Below are 26,710 nucleotides of genomic sequence, written 5' to 3'. Positions count from 1 at the left end.
TCATCAAAATTGATCTCAGTTTTTTCAGCTCTATTCCTCCTCGTGGGTTGCGGAGGTGGCGGCGGTGGCGACAGCCTCGATTCGCAGGAGCCCGGGCTCGGCGGAACTATTTCTATCGAAAGTGGAACGCGAGTGGATTCGGATACGGCTGATGACAGTCGGGTCAATGAAGCAGTGTCCAACGATTCTTTCAGTACCGCCCAGTTAGTGCCTTCAACAGGTATTCTGGGTGGTTATTTGAGCGCTACTTCAGGCATCTACCCCGATTCCGGCGAGTTTATCTTCGAGTATTTCGCTGACGAGCAGGATACATTCCGCGCGGATCTCGCAGCGGGCAGCACGATTACCGTTCAGGTTTTCAGGGATTCTGATTTTTTAGCCCCCTCGATTAGCCTGTCGGTTGATCAGAGCGGCGCCTCGGACTCAGATTCCGGTGCCGGCGATACAGCCTTGATGGTCACTGCACCCGCAGAAGGGCCCGCGGAAATAAGTCTTCGAACAGCCGGTGGCGGTCCATTCCGGTACGTGCTGTCTGTTTCGACAACCGGCGTCACCAATTTTTCGAGCTCCTATTACAGCCAGCCGGAGTTTGTTCCGGACGAGGCCATTGTGGTGATGTCGCCGCAAGAGCAGGGGCGCCTGGATCCGCAGGGCCTCGCAGGAGCTTTGTCGGCCTCCTCTGCGAAATCACTGGGGCAGGGAGCCTGGCTAGTAAGGCGTGAACCTGTTGGTGCCGTCGCTTCCCAATCGTCCAGCGCTTCCGGGGCCTTGCGGGACCAGACGCTTCGTTGGATTACCAGTCTGAAGTCGCAGCCGGGCGTGCAGGTGGCAGAGCCAAACTATATCTACCGGGCTCAGGCGGACCGCGATCTGTCATCTTTGCAATGGAATCTGCCTCTCATCAGTACGCCCCTTGCCTGGCAAGCGGCGCCGACCCTTGGTAACTCGGTTGGAGTGGCTGTGATGGACACCGGCCTGTTCACTTCCACTCCGCAAACCTATGGCGATTGGCACCTGGACCTGGACACCAATGTCATTCCGTTCAATTCCGGACGAATTCTCGATTATGTGTCTGCTGAAGTGGATATCGATCCACAGTTCAATGACCCCTTGGGCTATGACAACAATCCTGCAGATCCTGGCGATGGTAAGCCCCAGAGCAGTAACTTCCATGGAACCCACGTTGCCGGCATTGTAGCTGCACTCAAGGATTCGGCCGGCGTGGACGGTGTTGCGCCGGCGGCAACACTCTGGCCCGTCAGAGTGCTTGGGCGTGATGGGGCGGGCACTCTGGATGATCTTGTCGCAGCGGTAAATTGGGCTGCCGACAACCCCGATATCGATGTCATAAACCTGAGTCTGGGCGGCGTTGGCCCCAGCACCGTTCTGGAGGCAGCCATAAACCGGGCGGACTCAAATGGAAAGCTGGTTGTCGCTGCGGCTGGCAACCAGGGTACCGATGAGTTGACCTATCCAGCCGCCTTTGAGCGAGTTATTGGCGTTGGCGCAGTCGATGCGGGGAAGGTGCGCGCCTCATACTCCAATTTTGGTGGTTCAGTGGATCTTGTTGCGCCGGGCGGGGATGCGACCAGAGACGCGAATCTGGATGGTAACGCCGACCTGGTCATCAGCACCTGGGGGGTTGATGATGGTGGTGACTTTATCCGCTCCTATGCAGGATTACAGGGTACCTCAATGGCTGCTCCGCACGTTGCAGGCGTTTATGCCTTGATGAAAGGGGCAAATCCTGAGGGAGTTACTCCCGGCCAGTTTCGGGCCTGGTTGGCCAGCGGTGTGCTGACAGAGAACGTAGGCAACAGTACCGAATATGGTGCTGGTCTGATAAATGCGCTCAAGTCAGTTGACGCGGCTCTGGACGGATCCGTGAGCACGATAGTCCTTTCTTCGCCTTCTGCCATCGAGTTTGACCGGGCACGCTTCAATAGCGAGCTTGATTTTACCGTTTATCCCGAAGGCGAATCGGTCTTGGTTGATAACGTTGCCTTCGATTCAAATTTGATCTCTCTCGATCCGGCGCTTTCAGCTGGCAGCTCTCTGCCGAGCTCGGTGGCCGTCTCGGTATTGGAGGAAAATGTCGTTGACGGGCAGAGTTATGCGACGACGATTCAGATTGACTACAGTGCTGGTGGCGAAACCGGAACCCTGAAGGTTCCAGTTTCGATAGACCTCAGGGAATTGGCTGATGAGCGAGACGCAGGTCGCCATTATGTACTGCTGGTAAGTCCTGATGAAAGCCGCGAAACCATCGAGCAGCGCGTGGTGACGGCCCGCGATGGAAGTTACAGCTTCTCCTTCGACGACATAGAACCCGGGGAGTATTTCCTGGTGGCCGGAACGGACATGGACAACAATGGCTTTATTTGTGAGAGCGGTGAGGCCTGTGCGGAGTACCCGGTAAATGGCTTGCCAGAGAAGATCGTCATCGGGGAAGAGCGGGTCACCGGCGTTACTCTGAGCACGAGCTTCCGGCGCCCGACCATTGCTTCCATGGGTTTGCCCCGCATCGGCTTCGAGGGCTATCGTTTAAAAAACCCTGGGAGCACAGCTGCTGAGCCGGTGAGAAACCTGGAGGTCAATCGTTGATGCCCATTCACTTTCGCGCTGTCTGTCTTCTGGCAGCAACGCTGATGCTATCCGGATGTGCAAGCAGTCGTTCAGAAACCGCAGAAGGTGGGCCGCTAGCTCGCCAGATCACGCAGTCGGCGCACTGTGGCCTTACGGCTCCCGGCCATGTTCATCTGGCAAGCCGTCAGGACGTTCAGAAGCTGGAAGCGTTGCCCGGGCGAAACCTCTCTCTCGAGGCGCTCAAAACTATTGAGTTTGAAAGAGAACACATCGTTCTGGCTTCAATTGGCCAGAAGCCAACCGGCGGCTACAGTGTCACCCTTGACTCCTCTGAGATCCGTGGCGGAACCCTGGAGCTGAGGGTCAGGGTGGCTGAACCCGCCCCCGGCACCATCGTCACCCAGGCGCTCACCACCCCCTGCGCGGTCATCGCGGTGACCGCTCAAGGCTGGGATGATATCCAGATCACCCGCGCCGAAAACAACCGTTGATCTTTCCTCACGAATCCCTAAGCTATGGCTCAGCTTTTCATATCAATCGCGGAGTCAGTTCCTGCCCATGAGCCAGCAACAATATAACGCCGATGCTATTGAAGTACTGAGCGGCCTGGATCCGGTGCGCAAGCGGCCGGGGATGTATACAGACACCAGTCGGCCCAATCACCTGGCGCAGGAAGTTATCGACAACAGTGTGGATGAGGCGCTGGCAGGGCACGCCAAACGCATCGACGTGGTGTTGTACAGCGATGGCTCGCTGAGCGTTGAAGATGACGGCCGCGGCATGCCCGTGGATTTGCACAAAGAGGAGGGCCTGCCTGGCGTTGAACTGATCCTTACCCGCCTGCACGCCGGCGGCAAATTCTCTCAGGGCAACTACAACTTTTCCGGTGGTCTCCACGGTGTCGGTGTATCCGTAGTCAACGCGCTGTCCACCCATCTGGAAGTAACCATCAAGCGCGATGGCCAATTGCACCGGATGACGTTCGCTAATGGCGACAAAGCGTCCGAGCTTGAAGTGATCGATACCGTGGGCAAGCGCAACACCGGTACCCGCCTGAAGTTCAAGCCCGACGTAACCTATTTCGACAGCCCCAATTTTTCCGTTAGCCGGCTCCGCCATAACCTGAGGGCAAAGGCGGTTCTGTGTCCGGGCCTGACGGTTACCTTCCTCCAGGAAAAAACCGGGGAAAAAGACGAATGGCTTTACGAAGACGGGTTGCGGGACTACCTGCGCACGGCCCTTGCCGATATCGAGGTTGTGCCGCTTGAGCCGTTTACCGGCAGCTTTTCCGGAAACAAGGAAGCGGTGGACTGGGCCATCCAATGGCTGCCCGAGGGCGGCGAAGCGATCATGGAAAGCTACGTAAACCTGATTCCCACGGCCCAGGGCGGCACCCATGTGAACGGGCTGCGTACCGGCCTGCTTGAAGCGATGCGCGAGTTCTGCGAGTTCCGCAACCTGCTACCCCGTGGCGTTAAGCTCTCTCCGGAAGATATCTGGGAACGGGCAGCCTATGTCCTGTCCTTCAAGATGCAGGAGCCCCAGTTCTCGGGTCAGACCAAGGAGCGTCTGTCTTCCCGTGAGGCCGCGGCCTTCATCTCCGGCGTGGTCAAGGATGCCTTCAGCCTTTGGCTCAACCAGCACACCGATGTGGCAGAAGCACTAGCCGAGCTCTTCATCAGCAATGCCCAGCGTCGGCTGCGAGCCAGCAAAAAGGTGGCCCGCAAGAAAGTCACCTCTGGCCCCGCACTCCCGGGTAAGCTGGCGGACTGTTCTGGTGGGGATACCGCCCGGTCCGAGCTGTTCCTCGTAGAAGGTGATTCTGCAGGCGGTTCCGCCAAGCAGGCCCGGGACCGGGAGTTCCAGGCGGTGATGCCGCTTCGGGGGAAAATCCTCAATACCTGGGAGGTTGATTCGGGCGAGATCCTGGCGTCCCAGGAAGTTCACGATATTGCCGTTGCCATTGGTGTAGATCCCGGTTCTGACCAGCTGGATGGCCTTCGGTACAACAAGATCTGCATCCTTGCTGATGCGGACTCGGATGGCCTTCACATTGCCACGCTGCTGTGCGCGTTGTTCGTCAAACACTTCCGCCCTGTGGTTGCCGCCGGCCATGTGTTCGTTGCCATGCCGCCGCTGTATCGGGTAGATCTGGGCAAGGAAACCTTCTACGCCCTGGATGAACATGAAAAGCAGGGCATTATCGACCGTATTGCGGCTGAGAAGCGCAAAGGCAAGATTTCGGTGACCCGCTTCAAGGGCCTGGGTGAGATGAACCCCCTTCAGTTGCGTGAAACCACCATGGCGCCGGACACTCGCCGCCTGGTCATGCTGACCATCGAAGACGGTGACGATACCGACAGCCGTATGGATATGCTGCTAGGCAAGAAGCGCGCATCGGATCGAAGGGCGTGGCTTGAGACCTATGGCAATATGGCGGACATTGAAGTTTAATATTCTATAAGGTGCTATAAACAGCATCCTTTATTCTTTCTCTGTATTCCGTAAACTCGTTATCCTGCCAGTTTTCTGATCGGGAAGAACCGTTGATGGACTGGCAGGGCTGGTTTGCGCTGGGCCTCGCAGGCACCGCGCTGATACTGATGAGTGCAGGGCGATTTGCGCCCCATCTGGTGATGATGGGTGTGCTTGTGGTGCTCAGTGCCAGCGGAATTGTTTCAGCGGATCAGGCTCTTGCCGGCTTCAGTAACAGTGGTCTGATCACCGTCGTCGCCATGTTCGTGGTGGCAGCGGGCATTCATCATTCCGGTGGTGTCGATCTACTGGTGCATCACCTGCTTCGCAATCCCAAGACTGTCAGATCTGCCCAGGCCCGGATTGCGCTCCCGGTATCCCTTCTGAGTGGTTTTCTCAACAACACCCCGGTCGTCGCCACCATGATTCCTGCGGTGCATGCATGGTCCCGTAAGATCGGTATCTCGCCGTCGAAATTGATGATTCCACTGAGCTATTCCGCCATTCTCGGGGGTACCCTCACACTGATCGGAACCAGCACCAACCTTGTCGTTAATGGTCAGTACCAGCAACTGACCGGCGAGCAGGGTTTCTCGATCTTCTCCATTACGGCCGTCGGACTGCCGGTGGCCATCATCGGTGTTGCGGCCCTCCTGCTGGTTATGCCCAGAGCGTTGCCGGACCGCAAGGACCAGCAGAAATTCGGTTCCATGAGGGAATTTACTCTGGAGGTCGCGGTGTCGTTCGACGGCCCCCTGGTCGGGAAGACCGTAGGTGAGGCCGGGCTCCGGGAGTTGGAACGGCTGTATCTGGTCGAGATTGAGCGGGATGGCAGCGTGGTTACCGCTGTGCCGTCGGAAGAGCGGCTTCGGGGTGGCGATCGACTGGTGTTTGCCGGCGATACCCAGGCGATTTCAGACCTTCTGCGGATTAATGGCATTGTACCCTCGGTCCACGAGGATGAGCCGAGTCTGAGCAAGGACAGGGCCGAGCGGCGGCTGGTGGAGGCCGCATTGTCGCCCCAATCCGACGTACTTGGCCTGACCATTCGGGACGCGCGCTTCCGGGACCGATACGGTGCTGTTGTCCTGGCCGTTGCCAGAGGCGGGGAGCGGGTCTCCGGGAACCTTGGGAATATTCGACTAAAACCCGGCGATGTTCTGCTTCTGGAAGCTCGTCCCGCGTTTGTCAGCCGTCAGCGCTATAACAAGGACTTTCTGCTGATCAACGATCTGGAAACCGAGACGCCCCGGCATGACCGGGCCTGGCTGTCCTGGGGAATCCTGTTGGTGCTGGTGGGCCTCGCTGCCTGTGGCACCCTGAGTATGCTCAACGCGGCCCTGTTGGGCGCCGCGGGAATGATTCTGACCGGCTGCTGCTCGGTTGGCCAGGCCCAGAAATCGGTGGATGTGCCGGTGATTCTCACTATTGCCGCCTCCTTTGCCATGGGCGCGGCCCTTGAACAGACCGGTGCGGCAGGCTTTGTTGCCGAGGGCATTCTTGAGTTCAGTCAGGGCAACGTCTTGTTAACCATTCTGCTGGTCTATCTGGTGGTGTCGGTGCTGACCGAGGTTATTACCAACAACGCAGCCGCTGTGCTGGTAATCCCCATCGTTCTGTCAATGACGACCAGTATGGGCGTGGCTGCCGAGCCGTTTGTAATCGCCGTCATGATGGCCGCGTCGGCCAGCTTTGCAACGCCGCTGGGGTATCAGACCAACATGATGGTGTTCGGCCCCGGCGGTTACCGGTTCAGTGATTTCGTGCGGGTAGGGCTGCCAATGAACGTGTTTATTGGTGCCGTCACGGTGGTGGTCATCGCCCTGGTGTACGACATCAGCCTCAGCTTATGAAGAGGGTTCCGTCGGGTTGGCGAGAATGTCGCAGCACAGCACCTGAAGCTTGCCATCCTGATAATACCCCAGTGACAGGGTGACGCACATATAAGCCCCGGTAACGCAGAGATACGGTGCGGTAACGTGCAGGCTCTCCGGTTGGGCCAAAGCCTGGCGCAGATACTGTTGGCGGTACCAGTCGGCGCTGCTGGTGCTTTCCAGGGGTTTGAAGCGCGGGTCCATGCTGCGGGTGCCGGCGTCGGAAACCAGGGTGTCATCCATCTGGACGCCCTTGTCATCGACCAGATAGCAGCGGGAGACCGCAGGATGGTTCAACAGCTCCAGACAGGATTGTTGCATACTCATTCCGCTGCGAAGCTTCGTGATGGCATGGTCAAAAAAGCCACTGAAAAAATCCACTAATTGCCGTGTCGGGTCCAGGGTAACCTGGTTGCGGGTCTTGTATTCCTGCAACAGGTGGTCGAAGTCCGCGGGCGCATGGGTCAGCTGATTCAGGTCGGTGCTCGGCCTGCGGAAATAGAAACCCTGTACGAAGTCAACGCCAGCATCAATGGCAATCATTGCCTGATCCCGGGTTTCCACACCTTCCAGCAGAACCAGGCAGCCCGACTGGTGCAGCAGTGACACAATGCCGTTCAGAATCTGTCGGGCCTTGTGATCGTCTGTCGCCCGGGTCAGAAGTTTCCGATCCAGTTTCACGATGTCCGGCGACAGGTTCCAGATTCGCTCGAAATTGGAGTGGCCGGCGCCGAAATCATCGATGGCCGTAAGGCAGCCCAGCTTTTTGTAGTAGGCAACCGTTTCCCGCAGCCTTTCTGCGTCGTCTGTTGGCTGCTCGACGATTTCCATGACAATGCGGTGCGGAGGCAGGCCGGTTTTGGCAAGCAATTGACCAAAAAACGAATCGGCCTGACTACCGCTGGTCACCACCTGCGGCGATACGTTGAGGAAGAGCCAGTTCAGTTGGTCACGGATGCCGCTGTAATTGCGTATATGCAGGTAGCGGCAGAGGCGATCAAGGAGCAGATTCTCCGCTTCCGAGGCCGGTAGCTGGAAAAGATGGAGCGGGAGGACTGCAGAGTTATCGGTATCGAAGGCCCGGATCAGCGCCTCATAGCCAACGATGCGCTTGTGCGAAATGCTGTAGATGGGCTGGAGCGCGGTTCTGAGAGTCAGTCCGCGAAAATCGGCGGTCCATGTGTCACCTTCCCTGTTCAGCATAGGGGATAACAGTTCCACTTCCGGAGCTGTCAGCTTTTCAGGGAGTCGTTTCGACATAGACGATTCTGGTTAATTTAACGAACGCATCAGCCGCCCCAGTCTGGCGTCTGAACTGTCTTTTATCAGTACAGATGGCGTGTGAAATCGCGCGAAGTTACTGATAGTTGGAGGGAAGATTGCCAAAAAAACGCGTTTATTACCACTGTTTCATGTAGAAACTGGAAACGGTTTGTATCTTTCGCTGTCTGGAAAGGGAAAGGGGAAGGAAAAGCCCAGCGGTCCGGGCGGACCGCCAGAGAATCAGTTATTGCTGGGTACAACCACGCTTTCGTCGAATTCGAGTTCCATGTCCTGTCCTCTCGGTCAATGAGGCCCCAGACGGGGCATCCAAATATGTAATAAGTCTATCGTTGCTATAATTTTGAACAATCCGTAAAACCCGTATGCGACCAAAGGCAAAAGGGCGGGGCATGATCAGAAATTCTGATGTAACGCTGCAAAAGATTTTGATTTTCTTCGTCGGTCCGAGTTTCTAGACTTGGGTTCATCGTTTGACCAGGGAACAGGCTAATTTTTCATCATGCAAATCAGGAACACTCCGGCCAGCTACGGTCTCGTAGCTATCACTATTCACTGGCTTGTTGCGCTGGTTGTCCTTGGCCTCTTCGGGCTTGGCTATTGGATGGTGGACCTGTCGTACTACGACGACTGGTATCGCAGGGCACCGGATATCCACCGCAGCATTGGCATCCTGCTCTTGATGGTCATGCTCTTCCGGGTTGTCTGGAGAGTGGGCAACGTCTCGCCGGAGCCACTGCCAGGCCATAAGCGCTGGGAGATCCGCAGCGCGCATATCGCCCACCTTCTGCTGTATGTGCTGATTTTCGTAGCAATGGTGAGTGGCTACCTGATTTCGACGGCGGATGGCTCCTCAATCAGCGTTTTCAACTGGTTTGAAGTGCCATCAGTGACCGGCCAGATCAAGGGAATGGAAGACACTGCCGGAACCGTTCACTACTGGTCTACCTGGGCAATCGTGGGCCTGGCTGCGGTTCATGCGGCCGGCGCCTTCAAGCACCACCTGTTTGATCGTGACCGCACATTACGGCGTATGTTAGGGAAGTGAGCGCCTGCCGGTTGTTTATTCATCGTCTAACGCCCGGGAGTCGGGCATCAATGAAATAAGGGAGAAAATTATGAAAAAAGTTCTGCTTGCCTCTGCCGTGTCGATGGCGCTTGTTGGTGCGGTTCATGCCAACGAGCACAGTGGCACCTATGCTTTTGATACCAAAGGCGCCCACCAATTCGTCACCTTCAAGATTTCCCATCTCGGCTACAGCTGGTTGTACGGGCGTTTCAACGATTTTGACGGTGAATTTGTATATGACGCCGAAAATCCGGAAAACAGCACTGTTAACGTGACTATTGATACCGGTAGCGTGGATTCCAATCACGCTGAGCGCGACAAACACTTGCGCAGCGAAGACTTCCTTTATGTTGACGAATTTCCGCAGGCAACTTTCAAGAGTAAGAGAGTGGTCCTGGATGAAGAAGGCGAGGCCGATATCATCGGCGACCTGACTCTCCGTGGTGTGACCAAAGAAGTTACCCTCGATGCCGAAATGCTGGGCCACGGCGCAGACCCCTGGGGTGGCTATCGCATGGGTTTTGAGGCGGAAACCGAGCTTCGCCTGAAAGATTTTGGTATTCCTATGGATCTCGGAAAGGCCTCCGAGACCGTTGAGATCATCATTTCTGTCGAGGGTATCCGGCAGTAATCCTGGCTGACCCTGCCAGCGTCAGATTCCGGGCCTAGACCCGGAATCTGCCTGTTTGACTTTCAAGTTCTCTCGCATAGCCCTCAAGGGATTCACTTATTCCGTCAATGTCCCGTGACCGGTTTGCGCTTTCCGTCGCCAGATCGTTGATCTCGGTGATGCTGCGATTGATCTCGTCCACCACCTGAGTCTGTTCTTCAGTGGCTGACGCCACGCTGGTGTTTACATCCGCGATGTTGGCCATCGCCTCGAGAATGGCCTTAAGTTCTTTTTCCGCATCGGTGGCCAGATTTTCGGTTTCGGTTGCCTCTTTGCTGCCCGTTTCCATCACCGAGACAATGTCGGCAACGCCAGTCTGCAGGGTAGTGATCATCGTCTGAATATCTTCTGTCGATTGCCCGGTGCGTTTTGCCAGGGTTCTGACTTCATCGGCAACAACCGCAAAACCTCTTCCCTGTTCTCCGGCACGTGCTGCCTCGATAGCTGCATTCAGTGCCAGAAGGTTGGTTTGCTCTGCGATGCCCCGGATCACGTCCAGAACGGATGTGATATTGTCGGAATCATCAGATAGCTTGCGGATTACGTTCACTGCTTTTGAAATCTGGGCTGCCAGCCGGTGAACCTGTTCTGAAGAACTGCGGATAATACGAGCGCCGTTCCTGCCTTTTTCTTCGGCCTCCCGGGTAATTTCGGCGGCTCTTGAAGCATTACCGGCAACCTCCTCGATCGCACTCTGCATTTCGTTGATGGCAGTGGCGACCATGGAAATTGAGTCGGTCTGTCGAGTCACGCCATCGTTGTTGTCCTTCGCCGCCCGGGCAAGATCTGTGGCTCCGGTTCCAAGTTCGCGGGTCAACTGCTGAATGGAGCCAATCATGGATTGCAGGTTCTCCAGGACCAGGTTGAAACTTTTCGCGAGTTTGCCCAGGTCATCATCCATTTCCACGGGAATCCGCTGCGTAAGATCGCCTTCTCCTTGGGCAATACTGTCAAGCTGATCCCGCAGCGCCGCGATAGAGCCTATGATCATTTTCAGGAATACAGCAAACAGTCCAATACTGATCAGGATGGCAATCGCGGTTATCAGAAGAATCGTGACGGAGCTGCTCTGGCCCTCCGAAGAGGCTTCACCAGCCCGAATCTGGGCCTGGGCATCAGCGTGGGCGCCAACCTCATCAAAGTATTGCCTGAGATCGTCGAAGAGGTTGTTGGTTTCACTGGCTGCCAGCGCCCTTGCCTGTTCTGGATCCCCCGCCTCTGCAAGCTCAAGAATCCGTTGGGCGGATCCCAGCCAGCGCTGATAGGCGGCATCGAATCCTCTAGCAACATCGGAGACGCCCGTACCCTCAAGCCTTTCAACCGCCTTGTTGAAGCGGTCTAAGGCCTGTCCGGCATTTTCATCAAAACTGGCCAGGTAATTCTCACCTTCCTCATTGTTGAACTGGGCGTCCACATAGGCCATCTGGGCAACCAGCGCTTGATATAGATCCCGGTCACCGTTGAGGATTTCGCTGACGGAAGGCAGATAGGTTTCGGCAATATTGTCAGTGTCGGATACCAGGTTTCGGACGGTGCTGACGGCAAACAGTCCGATAACAACCAGGGCGACAGCCGTAATAGCGAAAGGCAAAGCAATTTTAACCCGGAGTCCCAGGCGTTTACCAAAATCCATACGTCTCTCCCGCGTTGTCGGAATGGCCTATTGCCAATCAATATAGCACCGGGAGGACGTTTGATTTGAGAAACAGTAGAGTAATTGCTCCCGGTCAATGAGATGGGATTCTCGCCGGGAGCGGGGATAAGCTATCAGGAAGGGTCCGGTGATTCCCGGTGGGTGTCACCGGATCGGCAAAGGTGCCTCTGGCGCCAGAACTGTCCCGCGAAAATAACGACCCAGATCAGTAATCCTGCCCAGAGATAGGTCTCGGGAATCTGGAAACTGCCGCTGATAGCAAACTCGACCAGAAGCATCAGCGTCACCGCCAGAACTGCATTTACCAAGGCTGTCACCATGGCTTGCCCGCAGGCTTTGATGTTGGGTTTCATAGTGTTCCGCTTGTTAGAGAAGTAAAACGGTCTTCTATTCACTGGAGTGGAGAATACGGCCCACCTTACGGACTCTCCATGCGGGAATTCCGCTATTGGAATCAGTTGTCTGTGCGACAGGTGACCGTTTTTGGCCAATAAATCCGCAGGTTGTTGGTGTATCGGCGCCTCGCTCCATATAATGTGCGCTCCTGTTAACCGGTGATTAATCCGGGCGCAGGGAGTAGGATCACGGACATTATTCCAATCAGGCAATACAGGCAATCAAAGAGGCATCCATGCCAGAGTTTCAGACAACGGATGAAGGCTTCGAGCGGGTTTCGCTCCGGGATTACACGGAAAAGGCCTATCTCGATTATTCAATGTACGTCATTCTTGACCGGGCACTTCCCAATGTCGGCGATGGCCTGAAACCGGTTCAGCGGCGAATTGTCTATGCCATGTCCGAACTGGGGCTGAAATCCACCTCGAAGTACAAGAAGTCCGCTCGCACCGTGGGCGATGTACTGGGTAAATTTCATCCCCACGGTGACAGCGCCTGTTACGAAGCCATGGTGCTGATGGCCCAGCCGTTTTCCTACCGCTACCCTCTTGTAGACGGCCAAGGGAACTGGGGCTCCCCGGACGATCCCAAGTCCTTCGCGGCCATGCGTTACACCGAATCTCGTCTGGCGCCGTTCGCAGAAGTGCTTTTGGGCGAGCTCGGGCAGGGCACCGTAGACTGGGTGCCCAACTTCGATGGCACTATGGAAGAGCCTTCGGTACTGCCTGCCCGGCTGCCCCATGTGCTTTTGAATGGCACCACCGGCATTGCTGTTGGTATGGCCACGGATATCCCACCGCACAACGTGCGCGAAGTTACCGCAGCGTGCATACGCCTGCTGGACCAGCCGGACTCGACAGTTGATGAACTCTGTGAACACATCAAGGGCCCGGATTTTCCGACCCAGGCGGAAATCATTACCCCTCGGAAGGACATCCGGCAGATGTACGAAACTGGCCGCGGATCCCTGCGGATGCGCGCCCGATGGATCCGGGAGAGCGGTGAGATTGTGGTTACGGACCTCCCGCATCAGGTATCTGGCAATCGGGTGCTGGAGCAGATCGCCCATCAGATGCAGACCAAGAAACTCCCGATGGTGGCCGACCTTCGTGACGAATCCGATCATGAAAACCCGACCCGCCTGGTGATCGTGCCCCGGTCCAACCGCGTTGATCTTGATGGCCTGATGGCGCACCTGTTCGCCAGCACCGATCTTGAGAAAACCTACCGGGTCAACATCAATGTGATCGGTAACGACGGCAGGCCGGGCGTGAAGGGTTTGCACCAGATCCTTACGGAGTGGCTGACCTTCCGGCGCACTACCGTTATCCGCCGGCTCCAGCACCGTCTGGACAAGGTTCTTGCTCGGCTGCATATCCTGGAAGGCTTGCTGATTGCTTATCTCAACATTGATGAAGTGATCGAAATCATCCGTACCGAAGACAAGCCCAAGGCCGAGTTGATGGCCCGTTTCGGGTTGTCCGCCGATCAGGCTGAAGCCATCCTGGAGCTCAAGCTGCGCCACCTGGCCAAGCTTGAGGAAATGAAAATTCGGGGCGAACAGGATGAACTGTCCGCTGAACGGGATGAGCTCCAGTCAATCCTGGGTTCCGAAGATCGCCTGCGTGAGCTGATCAAGAATGAGCTGCAAGCGGATGCCGAAACCTTTGGCGATGACCGACGCTCACCGATCGTCGAGCGTGAGGAGGCCCGGGCATTCAGCGAGGTGGATCTGGTTTCGAACGATCCTGTGACCGTCGTGTTGTCTGAAAAAGGCTGGGTTCGCGCCGCCAAAGGGCATGACATTGAGCCGGAAGGCTTGAGCTATAAAGCCGGCGACCGTTTCTCCCTGGCGGCCCGGGGACGCAATAACCAGCAGGCGATCTTCCTGGATTCTACCGGACGCGCCTATTCCTTGATGGCTCACAGTTTTCCGTCTGCCAGAGGCCAGGGCGAGCCGCTGACCGGGCGGATCAATCCACCATCTGGTGCCAGTTTTTCCGGTCTGTTGATGGGGGATCCTTCCCGCAAGGCCTTGTTGGTTACAGATGGTGGCTATGGGTTTGTGACATCGCTCAACGACATGATCAGTAAGAACCGCAATGGCAAGGCGGTCGTCAGTGTTCCCAAGGGGGCGAGGATCATGCCTCCGGTGACCATACCGACCACCGAGAAAACGCTGTATCTCGGAGCGGTGTCCAACGAGGGCCGTATGCTGGTGTTCCCCCTGAGCGAACTGCCAGAACTGGCCAAGGGCAAGGGCAACAAGATCATCAGCATTCCTTCTGCCCGGGTCCAGAACCGTGAAGAGTACGTGGTGGCAGTGGCGGTATTTGCCGAGGACGACCAGCTGGAGATACGGGCCGGCAAGCGCAAGATGGGGCTGCAGTTCAGTGACCTTGAACACTATCTTGGAGAGCGGGGCCGTCGTGGCCACAAGCTGCCCAGGGGGCTGCAACGGGTTGATGGCATTGACGTGATTCCTTCCGCTGCCCGGGCGCAGGAAGAGGCAGGCTCTGACAGTGAGGGTGCCGACGGTGAGTGAACTGGTACTGATTAATGTTTCCGGGCGTGACAAGCCCGGCCTGACGTCGGAAATAACCGGCATCATGGGGCGCTACGATGTGCGCATCCTGGATATTGGCCAGGCGGTCATTCACGATCACCTCACCTGGGGCATCCTGATCGAGATTCCGGATGAATCCAAATCCTCGCCTGTGATTCGGGATCTGCTGTTCCGGCTCCATGCCCTGGATCTGCAGGTACGGTTTGCGCCGATCACGGTGGAGGAATACCAATCCTGGGCCGCGGCCCGGAACCGCGCCTGTTACATTGTCACCCTGCTGGCCCGTGATATCAAAGCCGAGCAGATTGCCAGGGTTTCCGCCATTACTGCTCGCCATGGTCTTAATATCGATAATATCTCGCGGCTGTCTGCCAGGCCTTCGCTGAACGCCTCCGACAACCGCATTGCCTGTGTCGAGTTCTCGGTGCGGGGCACGCCATCGGATCTTGAGCAGTTGCGAGCGGATTTCCTCCATATTGCCGGCGAAATGAATGTGGATATCGCCTTCCAGGAGGATTCCATTTTCCGGCGAAATCGTCGTCTGGTGGTCTTTGACATGGACTCCACGCTGATCGAAGCCGAGGTGATCGACGAGCTGGCCACGGAAGCCGGCGTGGGCGAGCAGGTGGCGGAGATTACCGAGCGGGCCATGCAGGGCGAGCTGGATTTCAGTCAGAGTTTCGCCGAACGTCTCGCGCTTCTGAAAGGGCTGGATGAGTCGGTGCTCGAAGGCATCGCCTCCCGGCTTCGAATGACCGAGGGGGCCGAGCACCTGATTCTCAGCCTGAAGGCGCTAGGTTATCGCACGGCCATACTGTCGGGTGGGTTCACCTACTTCGCCCGCCATCTGCAGCGGAAACTGGGTATCGATTACATCTACGCCAACGAGCTGGAGATTGAGGACGGCAAGGTGACCGGCCGGGTGTCTGGGCAGATCGTGGACGGCAAACGTAAAGCGGAGTTGCTGCTGGAGATCGCCGAGAAAGAGCACATCTCAAGGGAGCAGGTTATTGCTGTCGGTGATGGCGCCAACGACCTTCCCATGCTGAGCCAGGCCGGCCTGGGTGTGGCCTTCCGTGCCAAGCCCCTGGTGAAGGAATCTGCTCGTCACGCCATTTCGACTCTTGGGCTGGACGCAATCCTCTATCTGATTGGTTTCCGTGAGAGCGAAACCAACCAGAGTCTGGAAAACGCCGACTTCTGAGCCGTTCAGGCTCAGTTGTCGCCGAAGTCGTAGTTCATTTCGGGTACCGGCGCCTGCAGGTAATAACCCTGAATATAGTTCACGCCAGCCTGCCAGAGGGTGGCGAGAACGCCGGCATTTTCCACCAACGGAATGATGGTGAGCTTGCCGTTTGACTGCAGGCTCTTGACCATTTCCTTGACCTGCTCCTTGGCCTCATCGCTCTTCTGGATTTCTTCGGTAAAGGAACCATCGATCTTCACGTAGTCTGTATCGATGTGCTTCAGGGTGTTGAACGGATTGAGGGCGCAGCCGAACTGGGCGATGGATACCTTGCAGTGAAGCTCGTGGACCGCTTTGGTGAAGTCTTTCGCCTGCTTCATGTAATTGTTGGCATCGCCTTCACGGATCTGGAAGATCAGGGAGTCGCCCGGCAAGCGCGCGGCTTTCAGGGCAACGCTCAGCCAGGGCGTAAAGGTTTTGTCCTGAAGGGTTTCGGCCGTCAAATTGAGGAACAGGCGCGTATCGTGACCCCGTGAACGATGGCTGGACAGCTGCTTGATGGTCTGCAGGATGACCCAGCGGTCGATCTTGATCGCGGTGTCGCTCGGTCCCATTGGCGGCAGGAAGTCATAGGGTGAGACTTCCTCGTCGTCCTTGTCGAGCATACGTACGAAGGCCTCGTAATGTTCTTCTCCTTCGCCGCGCAGGTTGATGATCGGCTGGAACAGGAGTCGGAAGCGGTTTTCTTCCAGGGCCTTCTGGATGGCTTCTACCGAATTGCTCTGATCCAGTGTTTCGAAGTCGGCGGGGTTGTAGACCACCACACCGTTGCCCTCGGCATGTCCCTCAAGCTTGCGCACTTCCGCCGAGGCGGTATGGGCCCGGGCCATGAGTTCTTCAGCTTTCGGAGAATTCTCGGTAATTGCCGCAACACCGATGCTCACAGTCAACTGGACCGTGCGACCATTGATGTCGAACAGATGGTCTTCTACCGCCTTTCGGATGCGCTCGGCGTGTTCTTTCATGGTGCCTTCGTCGCAGGGCTGGCACAGCAGACTGAAGGCATCGTCGCTCAATCGGGCCAGGGCAAGGTCGTCACCGGCCTGCTCCTTGAGCAGGTTTGCCAGATCGCCCAGCAGCAGGTCTGCGCCGGAAATTCCCACCTGGCCCTTCATGCTCATGAAGTTATCCAGGGCGATGTAGGCGAGTGCACCGGTTTCATTCTTCTTGCCGGCGTTGGCAATTGCTTCAGCGAGTGCATCCATCAGGTACTGACGATTATACAGCCCGGTCAGAAGGTCTTGGCTGCTGATCTGGCGCAGCTTTTCTTCCAGCTCTGCATCGCTGTGCTCTGGTTGCAGAACGATCTGCGTGCATTCCTCGCCGTCGTAGGTGGCAGCCGAGACTGACATGGTCACGTTCAATTCGTGGTCGTCACTGCGTCGTGCTGTGCAGTTCAAGGTCATGCCGTCTTCACCCTTTTCGGCAAATGACTTCGTGAACTCCTTGTACTTCTCCTGACTATCCGGAGTAAGGGTGTCCAGGACCGGTACGCAGATAAGATCGTCAATATCGTCGTACCCGAGGAACTCCATGTACGACTGGTTGGCATAGATGTGCATGCCATCATTAATGTAGGCAATCGCATCCTTGGAGCTTTCGAGAAGTAACTGGCAACGCTGTTCCGCCTCCCGGAGGTGGGATTCCAGGACACGACGCCTTCTGCGTTCGTCAAGGGCTGCCAGCTCACGGTTAACCTTAAGCACAATCAGGTCCGTGTGCTCGGACGACACGGTGTCCTGGGCGCCGGCCTTCATTATTCCGACCGTGCGTTCGCGGCTTTCCTCCTCCGTCAGGAGGATAAACGGAATGTCTTTGTCCATCCGGCGGATCATGGCGAGGGCATCATCGGCCGAGAATTCCTGGTCCAGGTCGCGGGCGAGAAGGAGATCCCAGTTACCGGCCTTCAGCGTCTCTTCCAGGTCCTCTTCCGAGGTGATTCTGTGGGCTCGGGTGGCCTTACCGGAGTTGCGGAGCAGGCTGACCAGGGATTCGGCATCGTTTTGCGATGGGTCAAGAATCAGCAGGTGTACGGTCGCGTTCTTTTTCTGCATTCGAAGGGCGTCTCGTGATACACGGTTCATTCACTAACGCTGAATGATGCAGGGGTTGCCGATCAATAACAACCCTCTGCGGGCTTCCGGTGTCTCAGTTTGGAGACCTCACAGAGATGGCCAAAGCGAGTCGAATTCGTCCTCGCTAGCTCCGGATGATGCAGGCGGTGCGCCAGCATTCAGCGTTGCCGCGTTCTGCAGCTTGAGTTCGAACTGGCTGATGCTGCCGGTGGAGGACACCTTGCGAGACAACTGACCCTGATCTTCCCGGCCATCATGGAGCAGGGAGATGCGGCTCCCGGACTGGAATGGCAGGCGAGGCGTGATCAGTGTTGCTGACTGGTTGACCACGCTGATTTCCGGTAACAGCAGGCCGCGCAGGTATTCACTGCTGTTGCCCACTTTCTGGATCAGGCGCACACCGCAGGGTGAAGCGCTCGGTGCGAGCAGCTCAATGCCCACCTGGGTGCCCTGGTTCTTGATCTGTCGAATCCAGCGCACCACCGCCACGCTCCAGGGATGTGAGCTTTGCTCACGAACGCCCAGAACCTCGCCGGCCTGCAATGAGGGGGGCACATTGCTTTCCCACGCAACGCAGTAGCCCCCGGGGCTGGTATTGATCAACAGGGAATGGTGAGATCTTGGCCGGTTCCTGTCCGTCGATGGCGCCTGCGAGTTGCCATAGGAACCCTTGAAGTTGATAGGCGTATCGGCAGCATGGAGCCTTTCGTCGCTTGGACCTGCATCGTGGGCACCCGACCAGGCGTCCTGTTTCTGGCGTGATGACCGCACGAACAGATTCTCTTCCTCATGATGGCCGTTGTCATTGCCATTCACGAATTCGGTAAAGGTTTTCTCGCCGGCGATGAAGTAGTGGGCAGCTGTCAGTCCTACGCAGACTTCCAGGGACCCCTGGCTGGCGATTCGATTGAAGTTTCGCTTGGCGAGAATGCCCAGGGCCTGGCTGAGATGGGTGAGCAGGGTGTCGCTGACCTTTGCCGGCACCCTCAGCTCGTGATCGGTTTCTTTATGCTCGCGCCGGGCATGCAGCGTTTCCGAGAGCATAGCCGAGAGATCCCGGGTGTCGAAACCGAAGCTCTCATCGCCGGGCTTCTGTTCGAGAAGACTGCGGTAAAACGGTGGATTGTCCCGCTCCATGTTGATTACGAAGAGACTGTCGTCGCCGATATCCGGCCCACATCGGGTGTGGTCAGTCCACGATTCGAAAAGTTCATAGACATGCAAGAGTTCAGCCTGGCGCAGCTGATTGGGGCGGGCGCAGCCGAGCAGGAGAATTCGTTTATAGGCGTCGGCGACCGAACTGGTACGACGATGCTGAAGCGTGTCGTCCTCCACCTGAACCACAGAGAGCTTGTTACGATGGGCGAACCGGTACAACCGGTGACACTCAAGCCAGCTCTGTGCAGGGCTGGGGCAATAAAGCTGATGTGATCTCAGAATGGTCGCCGAAAGCTCGGAAATGGCTCGATGCGCGGCGGTGGCAATCTGGCGGCGATTCTTGTCCAGACCACCGTTGTCGATGAACTCCAGAACGCACAGCTTGTAACCGCCGGCCAGATGCAATTGAAGCGCCTGGGACAGATTGGCGATTTTCCGTTGTTTTTCAGGCAGTGCCACGGCCAGACCGAGGTAGTGCCGGGAAAGCTCGTTGCAGACGAAATGAATCTTTTCCCGGATAAGTTCCAGGAACTGCATGCGCTGCTGGGGTGCCAGGAAGAGGTGATTCAACTCGATAATGGCATGGTAGAGCTGCCGTGATACCTCACCGATATTGGCCATAGGTAGCTGGTCGATCCAGACCCGGAACGCCTTGGGCGTCGTGTCACAGAACGACAGGCTGGCCGTTTTCTGTTCGGGAACGCGGAGATCAGGTTTCAGGGTCTTACCTTCCATGAATGCATGCCAATGTCTGGACCACAGGTGGTATTCCGGGGTTGGCCCTGCCCGGCCGGGGGCTACTGAATGTCCGCCGGCCTGTCAGGAAAACGCCGTAAATACATGTTTTTATCTTCAACGTTACTGGACTTTAAAGTAGCAAACCAGTCGTAGAAAGCGAGAAGATCATGAGTTGACAATCTTTGACAAGTGAATTTGGGCCGTTTTTTGCGAAACCGGTCACGGGAACAGGTTGACCGGGGTCTTGCTTTCCTTGCCTGGCTCCTCTCTCACCAGCTTCGGCACGAGGAACCCCGGCAAGCGCGACAGCAGTTCACGCATCAGATTTCGCGCCTCTTCGTCCGGCACATCGTAGTGGTGGGCGCCTGCCACCGGGTCAAATGCGTGCAGGTAGTAGGGCAGGACGCCTGCTTCAAACAGAGCCTCGCTCAATTCTTCAAGCACCGACGCACGATCATTCACGCCCCTCAGGATAACGCTCTGGTTGAGCAGCGTTGCGCCTGCTGCGCGCAGGTACCCCAGGGCGCGGCGCGTGGCGGTATCTAATTCCGCCGGATGATTGATGTGCAACACGATAATAACCTGCAGTGGCGTCGTTGAAAGCCATTTCAAGAGCTCGTCGCAGACTCTTTGTGGAATAACGACTGGCAGGCGTGTATGCAGGCGCAGGCGGCGAATGTGGGGTATGCCACTGATTGCCGTTGCCCATTGAGCCAGAAGTCGGTCATTGACAGCCAAGGGGTCGCCGCCGCTGAAAATGACTTCATTGATTTCCGGGCTGGCGCCCAGGGTGTCAATCACCCGTTGCCTGTCGTCCGGGCTGAGACGTTGTTCATCATAGGGAAAGTGTCTGCGAAAGCAGTACCGGCAGTTTATCGCGCACTGCCCGGTCACCATAAGCAGAGCGCGGCTGCGGTATTTGCGGATGAGCCCGGTGGTGGCAATGGCGCCCGACTCTTCCAACGGGTCACTGATAAAGCCGGGCGCGTGCGCGGTTTCTTCCGCAAGGGGAAGCACCTGCCTGAGCAGGGGGTCGGCCGGGTTGCCCTTTTCCATGCGTGCAAGAAACGGTTCGGGCACGCGAACCGAAAACAGGCGGTGACCTTGTCGTGCCGCCGACAGCCACGGCTCCTCGGGTAACTCCAGGCGACGGAGTAGCTCTTCCGGTGATGTCACGGAGTCCGACAGCAATTGCTGCCAGCTGCGATGTTCATGGTCGCAAAGGTGGGCTTCTATACGGGCGGGGGTTCGCTGTATCATAACGCCCTTCGAATTCTAAACAGCTTTTTGTCAGGTGGACATTTCATGGCTTCATATTCTACCAATGAATTTCGCGGCGGTCTTAAGGTTTTGCTGGATGGCGACCCCTGCATCATTCTCGAGAACGAGTTTGTCAAACCCGGTAAGGGGCAGGCCTTCAACCGCGTAAAGCTGCGTAACCTCATGACCAACCGGGTCTGGGAGCGCACTTTCAAGTCCGGCGAAAGTCTGGAAGCCGCAGATGTCATTGATCAGGACATGGAATACCTCTATACCGACGGTGAGTTCTGGCACTTCATGCTCACTGATGGCTCCTTCGAGCAGTACCCGGCGGATGCCAAGGCGGTTGGCGATGCACTGAAGTGGCTGAAAGAGCAGGACGTCTACACCGTAACGCTCTACAACGGCTCTCCGCTCTCGGTAACGCCCCCCAATTTTGTCGAACTCGAAGTGGTTGATACCGACCCGGGCATGAAGGGCGACACCGCCCAGGGTGGCTCCAAGCCCGCGACTCTCTCAACCGGTGCTGTGGTCAACGTACCGCTGTTTATTACCATCGGTGAAGTCCTCAAGGTTGATACCCGCTCCGGCGAATACGTGAGCCGGGTGAAGAGCAGTTGATCCGGTCATGACCCGCGAACCTGTCTGGCAGCCCTCTGCCTCGCAGGCTGCCCTGAAAAGCCGTGCACAGCAACTGGAGTTTGTGCGCGGCTTTTTTGCGCAAAGAGGGGTCCTGGAAGTGGAAACGCCGGTACTGGGCCGGTGCGGCGTTACCGACGTCAATCTAGACGGCATTCATGCGCAGGTCACTGCCGGTTCCCGGACCGGGGGCTGGCTCCAGACGTCTCCCGAATACCACATGAAGCGCCTGCTTGCGGCCGGCTGTGGATCGATCTATCAGGTCTCGAGGGTATTCCGCGATGGCGAGCAGGGGCGTCGTCACAACCCTGAATTTTCCATGCTGGAATGGTATCGGACGGGATTTGATGACCTGGCTCTTATGGAAGAGGTGTCGGATCTTGTCTGCGGCTGGCTGGGGTGTCAGCGGCCCGTCGTTATTCAGTATCGGGACGCATTGAAGCACTGGGCAGGTATCGATCCATTTGTCGCAACCGATCGCGAACTGATGCGGCGCTGTGAGCAATGGCTGGAGCCTGAGCAGCTGGCGGATCTTGGCCGCGATGGCTGCCTCGATCTGCTCATGAGCTTTGCGGTCGAGCCGCATCTTGGCCGGGATAAGCCCATGTTCATAACCGGCTATCCTGCGTCGCAGGCGTCGCTGGCCAGGGTCTCACGGTCACATGGTTATGAAACGGCGCACCGCTTCGAGCTTTATATTGACGGCCTGGAGCTGTGTAACGGCTACTGGGAATTGACCGATCCAAAAGAGCAGAGGCTGAGATTTGAGGCCGATAATCAGCAGCGCTTGCGCTCGGGTAAGCGTGAAATGGCGCCGGATGAGGCGTTTCTCGCCGGGCTTGAGCAAGGATTGCCCGAGTGCTCCGGCGTGGCGCTCGGGCTGGACCGACTGCTGATGCTCAAGCTCGGGGCTCAGGATATCAGTGAGGTTTTGGCGTTTCCGTTCGAACGGGCGTGATCAAGCGAGGGCGCCGAATGCCTCGCCCATGCGAACGGTTTTTCCTGCCACCTGGTCGCTGTTCCAGGTGACGGCTCCTTCGGGCATAACCATAATAACCGTGGAGCCAAGGCGGAATCGGCCCATCTCCTCGCCCTTGGCGAATCTGATGGCCTGCTCGCCTTCATATCGGGTTGAGGTAACCTGCTTACTGCCGGGCACAACGACACCTGCCCAGCTGGTTTCCACGCTGCCGACAATCATGGCGCCAACCAGCACCAGGGCCATGGGACCGGAATCGGTGTCGAAGATGCAGACAACCCGCTCATTGCGGGCGAACAGATTCGGGACATTCTCGGCAGTCACCGGGTTCACCGAGAACAGTTTGCCGGGAACATGGATCATCTGTCTCAGCGTACCCGCCATCGGCATATGGATGCGGTGATAGTCTTTCGGCGAGAGATAGATAGTCGAAAACTCGCCATTGGCAAACGGGGCCGTAGTCGCTTCGTCGCCGCCCAGCAACTCACTCAGGCTGAAAGACTGGCCCTTGGCCTGGAAAACCCGGTCTCCGGTCACCTGCCCCAGCTGGCTGATGGCACCGTCGACAGGGCTGACGAGCGTTTTTTCGCCGTCCGCCAAGGGGCGGATGCCCGGTTTCAAAGCCCGGGTAAAGAACGCATTGAAGGTGGAGTAGGCTTCCGGATCCGGTTCGGCGGCTTCGCTCATGTCTACGCCGTAGCGGCCGATAAACCATTTGATGACCCGGTTCTTGAGCGCAGGGGATCGGTTATTGTCGGCCAGACGGCCGGCCAGGTTGGAAACCCCCAGTTGCGGCGTGATGTACTGGCTCAGAACAAAAAGCTTGTCGAACATTAAATGTGATCCTTTGCGCTCAAAGGCGCGAAGTTTACCAAAGACTGCCACCTGTATAGAAATTGTTTCACGACTTCGCGGTTCGGGCGAGGCCTTGCTATTATCAGGTCACCTTTTACGTGACAGCTTCCGGCTCCGGCCGATAACCAAGAATATAAGGCGTGTTTAGTTACCATGTTACTGATCATCGGCGGGATTATTGTTCTGGCCAGCGTACTGACTGGCTATGTTCTCCATGGCGGCAATTTGATGGTGCTCTGGCAGCCAACCGAAGTGCTGATCATTTTCGGGGCGGCTTTGGGGTCGTTCATTATTGCCAATCCCATGCACACGCTCAAAGAGGTTTTCGGTAGAGGGCTTCAGCTGCTTACCGGCTCACCCTATAACAAATCCTTCTACATGGATCTTCTCAGCCTGATGTACGAGATTTTCGACAAGTCCCGTAAACAGGGTGTGATGGCGATCGAGGAAGATATCGACAATCCCGAGTCCAGCCAGATTTTCAGTCGCTACCCGGCCATCATGAAATCGAAGGAATTGCTGGCCTTTATCACCGATTATCTGCGCATCATCAGCTCCGGCAATATGGCAACCCATGAGCTGGAAGGCATGATGGAGAACGAGATCGACAGTCGTCAGCACGAGCTTGAGGAGCCTGCCCACGCGGTCAACAAGATTGCCGATGCGCTGCCCGGTCTCGGCATCGTTGCCGCGGTGCTTGGTATTGTGATTACCATGAACTTCCTTACCGAAGGGCCCGAAAAGATCGGTCTCAGCGTGGCCGCTGCCCTGGTGGGTACGTTTCTGGGTATTTTTATGGGCTACGGCTTTGTGGGCCCCACATCCATTGCTATGGAGCATGCCGCAAAGTACGAGCTGAAGGCTTACGAGTGCGTCAAATCGTCAATTGTCGCGACAGTTTCCGGGCAGGCACCCCAGATGGCCATCGAGTTCGGCCGGAAAGCATTGCCGACTGATAAACGCCCCGGATTCCAGGAACTGAACGATCACGTTCGCTCCAAGTAATACCGCCAGAACCTGACCCCGGAGCCGATTCGTGGAAGAACAGCCGATCATCATCAAACGCAAGAAGAAGATTGTCGGGGGCCATCACGGTGGTTCCTGGAAAGTCGCGTTTGCCGATTTTGCCACCGCCATGATGGCGTTCTTCCTGGTGCTCTGGTTAACCGCGACGGCATCGCCAGAGCAGAAGAGGGCGGTTGAAGGCTACTTCAAGGACCCTGTCGGTTTTACCGAGGGTGGATCCCCGAACCCGGTTGATCTGGAAGGCAGTGCTTCGGTGGTCAACGAGGCAAGTCCGGACATTGAGTCCAGCCAGATCCAGATCGAAGACCAGGTGGTTGATGAGCTTTCTGAAACCCTGGAGCAGCGGCGGATGGAAGAATTGTTTCAGGAGCTGAAGGATCGCATCGAGCAGAATCAGACCCTGCAGGAGTTCAAGGACCAGCTTTTGATCGATATCACCGACGAAGGCCTTCGCATCCAGATTGTCGATCGTTCCGGCCGCCCCATGTTCGACAGCGGCCGGGCCGAGCTCAAGTACTACTCCCAGGATATTCTGTTTGAACTGGCGAAGACCCTGGGCTCCGTGAACAACAAGCTCAGCATTACCGGGCACACCGACTCAACACCCTTCGGCGGCCGACCCGGCTATACCAACTGGGAGTTGTCAGCAGACCGGGCAAATACCGCCCGAAGAGCCCTGGTTGCCGGCGGCGTGCGTCAGCAGCAGATTGCCCGCGTTGTGGGGCTGAGCGATTCCGTGCTGTTCGACAAGGAAGACCCGAATGCGCCGGTGAATCGCCGCATCTCCATCATCGTCCTGAACAAGAAAACCGTCGATAATATCCAGAGCAGCGCCGGCCAATCGGATGAGCCCCTGATCGATCTGACCCAGCCGACTGAGGAAGAGCGGGAGGCGGCCCGTGAGCGCCTGGAAAGCGGTGAGTGGCAGCAGGAAAAAGAAGAGCCTGCGCCGGGCGAGTTGAACTGGTAAAGCCGGGGACCTCAGTCCAGCTTGAGCCCCCTGGCCTGTTGCTCTGTCATGTCTTGCAGAATCCGGTGGAAACTTTTCAGCCGCTCCGGGCTGATTTTCCCCTCATCAGCGGCCTTGTCGATGGCACAGCCGGGGTCACCCATGTGTCGGCAATTGCGGAATTTGCAGGTGCCAATCACCTCCCGGATTTCCCGGAAGCCATACTCGATTTCCTGCGCCGTCATATGCCAGAGCCCGAACTCTCGGATGCCTGGAGAATCGATCAGCTCGCCACCGAGCGGAAGGTGGAACAGTTTGGCCGTGGTTGTAGTATGAATTCCCTTGCCGGTGCTCTCTGACACAGCTCCAACGCGAATGGCTTCATCCGGCATCAGAGTCTGGATGATGGATGACTTGCCCACCCCGGACTGACCTACGAACACACTGGTCTGATCCTTCACCAACGCCTCAACCTCCGGCGAGGGTTTATCCCCCGACTCGGCAGCAGACGTCCGCACCACCTCATAACCCAGGCTCGCATAGCGGCCCAGAAGCGCATCGATACTTTCCTGATTCCTCTCGTTGATCAGATCCGTCTTGTTCAACAGAATCACCGCCGGAATGTCCGTGATCTCGGACGCCACCAGATACCGATCAATCAGGTTATCGTGAGGCTCCGGCTCCGGCGCGATCACAAGAATAATATGATCAATATTGGCGGCTACCGGCTTCAGGGCGCCAAAATTATCCGGCCGCTGCAGCAGATTGCGACGCTCACTCCGGGCGACAATCACCCCGGTTTCATTCTTGCCCGGCCGCCAGACAACCTTGTCACCGGTCACCAGGCTATCAATGTTGGCCCGAACAAAGCACCGCACCACATCACCGACCTGATCACCCTCCAGGGCTTCGACATCCAGCTGTTGCCCATAGTGAGCAATGACTAACCCTTCCTGCTCCGGACCAAGCTCCCCGGCATCAGCCTGCTCCTGAACCTTCTTCTCCTTGCGCGCCGCCCGGGCCGCCCGCTCTTCCTGGACTTTCTTGATGCGGAATTGCTGCTGTTTGTTCAGTCGCCGTTTTGCCATTTATGTCCCGGATAACCAGATGAAAGTTTTGCCTTTGGTGTGCCATCATACTGCAATCGTAGTTAATCGGCTTGGGCAATGCCGAGACGTTAAAGGTATATCACCCGATTTCGCAGTGGGGCTGGG

At 56.9% G+C, this 26,710-nt stretch carries 20 protein-coding genes; 12 read left to right on the top strand and 8 right to left on the bottom strand.

Annotation, left to right across the window (positions count from 1 at the left end; all coding sequences use genetic code 11):
- Positions 1–132 precede the first annotated feature (132 nt).
- From A8B84_RS02180 to A8B84_RS02165, 4 genes are all read left to right on the top strand, one after another.
- Entirely contained in the window at positions 133–2,604 is a 2,472-nt protein-coding gene (locus A8B84_RS02180; protein WP_064228620.1) for a S8 family serine peptidase, read from the top strand.
- On the top strand, positions 2,604–3,077 hold the full coding sequence (locus A8B84_RS02175; RefSeq protein WP_064228621.1) for a protease complex subunit PrcB family protein: 474 nt from the start codon (positions 2,604–2,606) through the stop codon (positions 3,075–3,077). The genes A8B84_RS02180 and A8B84_RS02175 overlap by 1 nt, the downstream gene beginning before the upstream one ends.
- A gap of 67 nt (positions 3,078–3,144) precedes the next feature.
- The gene (gene parE / locus A8B84_RS02170) at positions 3,145–5,040 is read left to right on the top strand and encodes a DNA topoisomerase IV subunit B (protein ID WP_064228622.1); all 1,896 of its coding nucleotides are present in this window, start codon (positions 3,145–3,147) and stop codon (positions 5,038–5,040) included.
- A 95-nt stretch (positions 5,041–5,135) separates the two neighbouring features.
- On the top strand, positions 5,136–6,914 hold the full coding sequence (locus A8B84_RS02165) for an SLC13 family permease (protein WP_064228623.1): 1,779 nt from the start codon (positions 5,136–5,138) through the stop codon (positions 6,912–6,914).
- Here the strand turns inward: A8B84_RS02165 and A8B84_RS02160 are convergent.
- Positions 6,909–8,195, bottom strand: a complete 1,287-nt coding sequence (locus A8B84_RS02160) for an EAL domain-containing protein (RefSeq protein WP_064228624.1) — start codon at positions 8,193–8,195, stop codon at positions 6,909–6,911. The two genes, A8B84_RS02165 and A8B84_RS02160, sit on opposite strands and share 6 nt — an antisense overlap.
- Positions 8,196–8,718: 523 nt before the next feature.
- Here A8B84_RS02160 and A8B84_RS02155 point away from each other — a divergent pair.
- Positions 8,719–9,264: a cytochrome b gene (locus tag A8B84_RS02155; RefSeq protein WP_064228625.1), complete on the top strand. Its 546-nt coding sequence runs from the start codon at positions 8,719–8,721 to the stop codon at positions 9,262–9,264.
- A 70-nt stretch (positions 9,265–9,334) separates the two neighbouring features.
- Positions 9,335–9,916: a YceI family protein gene (locus tag A8B84_RS02150; RefSeq protein WP_064228626.1), complete on the top strand. Its 582-nt coding sequence runs from the start codon at positions 9,335–9,337 to the stop codon at positions 9,914–9,916.
- 34 nt (positions 9,917–9,950) lie between these two features.
- On the opposite strand, the gene A8B84_RS02145 is transcribed toward A8B84_RS02150, so the two are convergent.
- Together A8B84_RS02145 and A8B84_RS02140 are read right to left on the bottom strand one after the other, a co-directional pair.
- Complete coding sequence (locus A8B84_RS02145; RefSeq protein ID WP_064228627.1) at positions 9,951–11,588, bottom strand: methyl-accepting chemotaxis protein; 1,638 nt, start codon at positions 11,586–11,588, stop codon at positions 9,951–9,953.
- Positions 11,589–11,722: 134 nt separating this feature from the next.
- Positions 11,723–11,962, bottom strand: a complete 240-nt coding sequence (locus A8B84_RS02140; RefSeq protein ID WP_064228628.1) for a hypothetical protein — start codon at positions 11,960–11,962, stop codon at positions 11,723–11,725.
- Between the two features lie 278 nt (positions 11,963–12,240).
- On the opposite strand from A8B84_RS02140, the gene parC reads away from it, so the two are divergent.
- Together parC and serB are read left to right on the top strand one after the other, a co-directional pair.
- On the top strand, positions 12,241–14,550 hold the full coding sequence (parC, locus tag A8B84_RS02135; RefSeq protein ID WP_064228629.1) for a DNA topoisomerase IV subunit A: 2,310 nt from the start codon (positions 12,241–12,243) through the stop codon (positions 14,548–14,550).
- Entirely contained in the window at positions 14,543–15,775 is a 1,233-nt protein-coding gene (gene serB / locus A8B84_RS02130) for a phosphoserine phosphatase SerB (protein ID WP_064228630.1), read from the top strand. Before parC ends, serB begins: the two co-directional genes overlap by 8 nt.
- Positions 15,776–15,786: 11 nt before the next feature.
- Here the strand turns inward: serB and A8B84_RS02125 are convergent, their stop codons facing one another.
- From A8B84_RS02125 to epmB, 3 genes are all read right to left on the bottom strand, one after another.
- Complete coding sequence (locus A8B84_RS02125) at positions 15,787–17,871, bottom strand: EAL domain-containing protein (RefSeq protein ID WP_064228631.1); 2,085 nt, start codon at positions 17,869–17,871, stop codon at positions 15,787–15,789.
- A 108-nt stretch (positions 17,872–17,979) separates the two neighbouring features.
- Positions 17,980–19,785 carry a hypothetical protein gene (locus A8B84_RS02120; protein WP_064228632.1) on the bottom strand — a complete coding sequence of 602 codons (1,806 nt, stop codon included), beginning with the start codon at positions 19,783–19,785 and terminating at the stop codon, positions 17,980–17,982.
- A 222-nt stretch (positions 19,786–20,007) separates the two neighbouring features.
- On the bottom strand, positions 20,008–21,048 hold the full coding sequence (epmB, locus tag A8B84_RS02115) for an EF-P beta-lysylation protein EpmB (protein WP_064228633.1): 1,041 nt from the start codon (positions 21,046–21,048) through the stop codon (positions 20,008–20,010).
- 45 nt (positions 21,049–21,093) lie between these two features.
- On the opposite strand from epmB, the gene efp reads away from it, so the two are divergent.
- Together efp and epmA are read left to right on the top strand one after the other, a co-directional pair.
- A complete protein-coding gene (gene efp / locus A8B84_RS02110; RefSeq protein WP_041645387.1) occupies positions 21,094–21,669 on the top strand; it encodes an elongation factor P in 576 nt (191 codons plus the stop codon).
- A 7-nt stretch (positions 21,670–21,676) separates the two neighbouring features.
- A complete protein-coding gene (gene epmA, locus A8B84_RS02105) occupies positions 21,677–22,645 on the top strand; it encodes an EF-P lysine aminoacylase EpmA (protein WP_064228634.1) in 969 nt (322 codons plus the stop codon).
- Here epmA and asd read toward each other — a convergent pair whose 3' ends face one another.
- Positions 22,646–23,500, bottom strand: a complete 855-nt coding sequence (gene asd, locus A8B84_RS02100; protein ID WP_064228635.1) for an archaetidylserine decarboxylase — start codon at positions 23,498–23,500, stop codon at positions 22,646–22,648.
- A 174-nt stretch (positions 23,501–23,674) separates the two neighbouring features.
- On the opposite strand from asd, the gene motA reads away from it, so the two are divergent.
- Positions 23,675–24,526 (top strand): flagellar motor stator protein MotA, encoded by an 852-nt coding sequence (gene motA, locus A8B84_RS02095; RefSeq protein ID WP_064228636.1) that lies wholly within the window; start codon positions 23,675–23,677, stop codon positions 24,524–24,526.
- A 31-nt stretch (positions 24,527–24,557) separates the two neighbouring features.
- Positions 24,558–25,517, top strand: coding sequence for a flagellar motor protein MotB (gene motB / locus A8B84_RS02090; protein ID WP_064228637.1), 960 nt, complete (start codon positions 24,558–24,560; stop codon positions 25,515–25,517).
- 11 nt (positions 25,518–25,528) lie between these two features.
- On the opposite strand, the gene rsgA is transcribed toward motB, so the two are convergent.
- Entirely contained in the window at positions 25,529–26,584 is a 1,056-nt protein-coding gene (rsgA, locus tag A8B84_RS02085; protein ID WP_064228638.1) for a small ribosomal subunit biogenesis GTPase RsgA, read from the bottom strand.
- Between the last annotated feature and the right edge of the window lie 126 nt (positions 26,585–26,710).

It is taken from the genome of Marinobacter sp. EhC06 (genome assembly GCF_001650915.1).
Taxonomy (GTDB): domain Bacteria; phylum Pseudomonadota; class Gammaproteobacteria; order Pseudomonadales; family Oleiphilaceae; genus Marinobacter.
The sequence above is the reverse complement of the archived record's forward strand: the minus strand, read 5'-3'. Positions and strand labels throughout refer to the sequence as shown.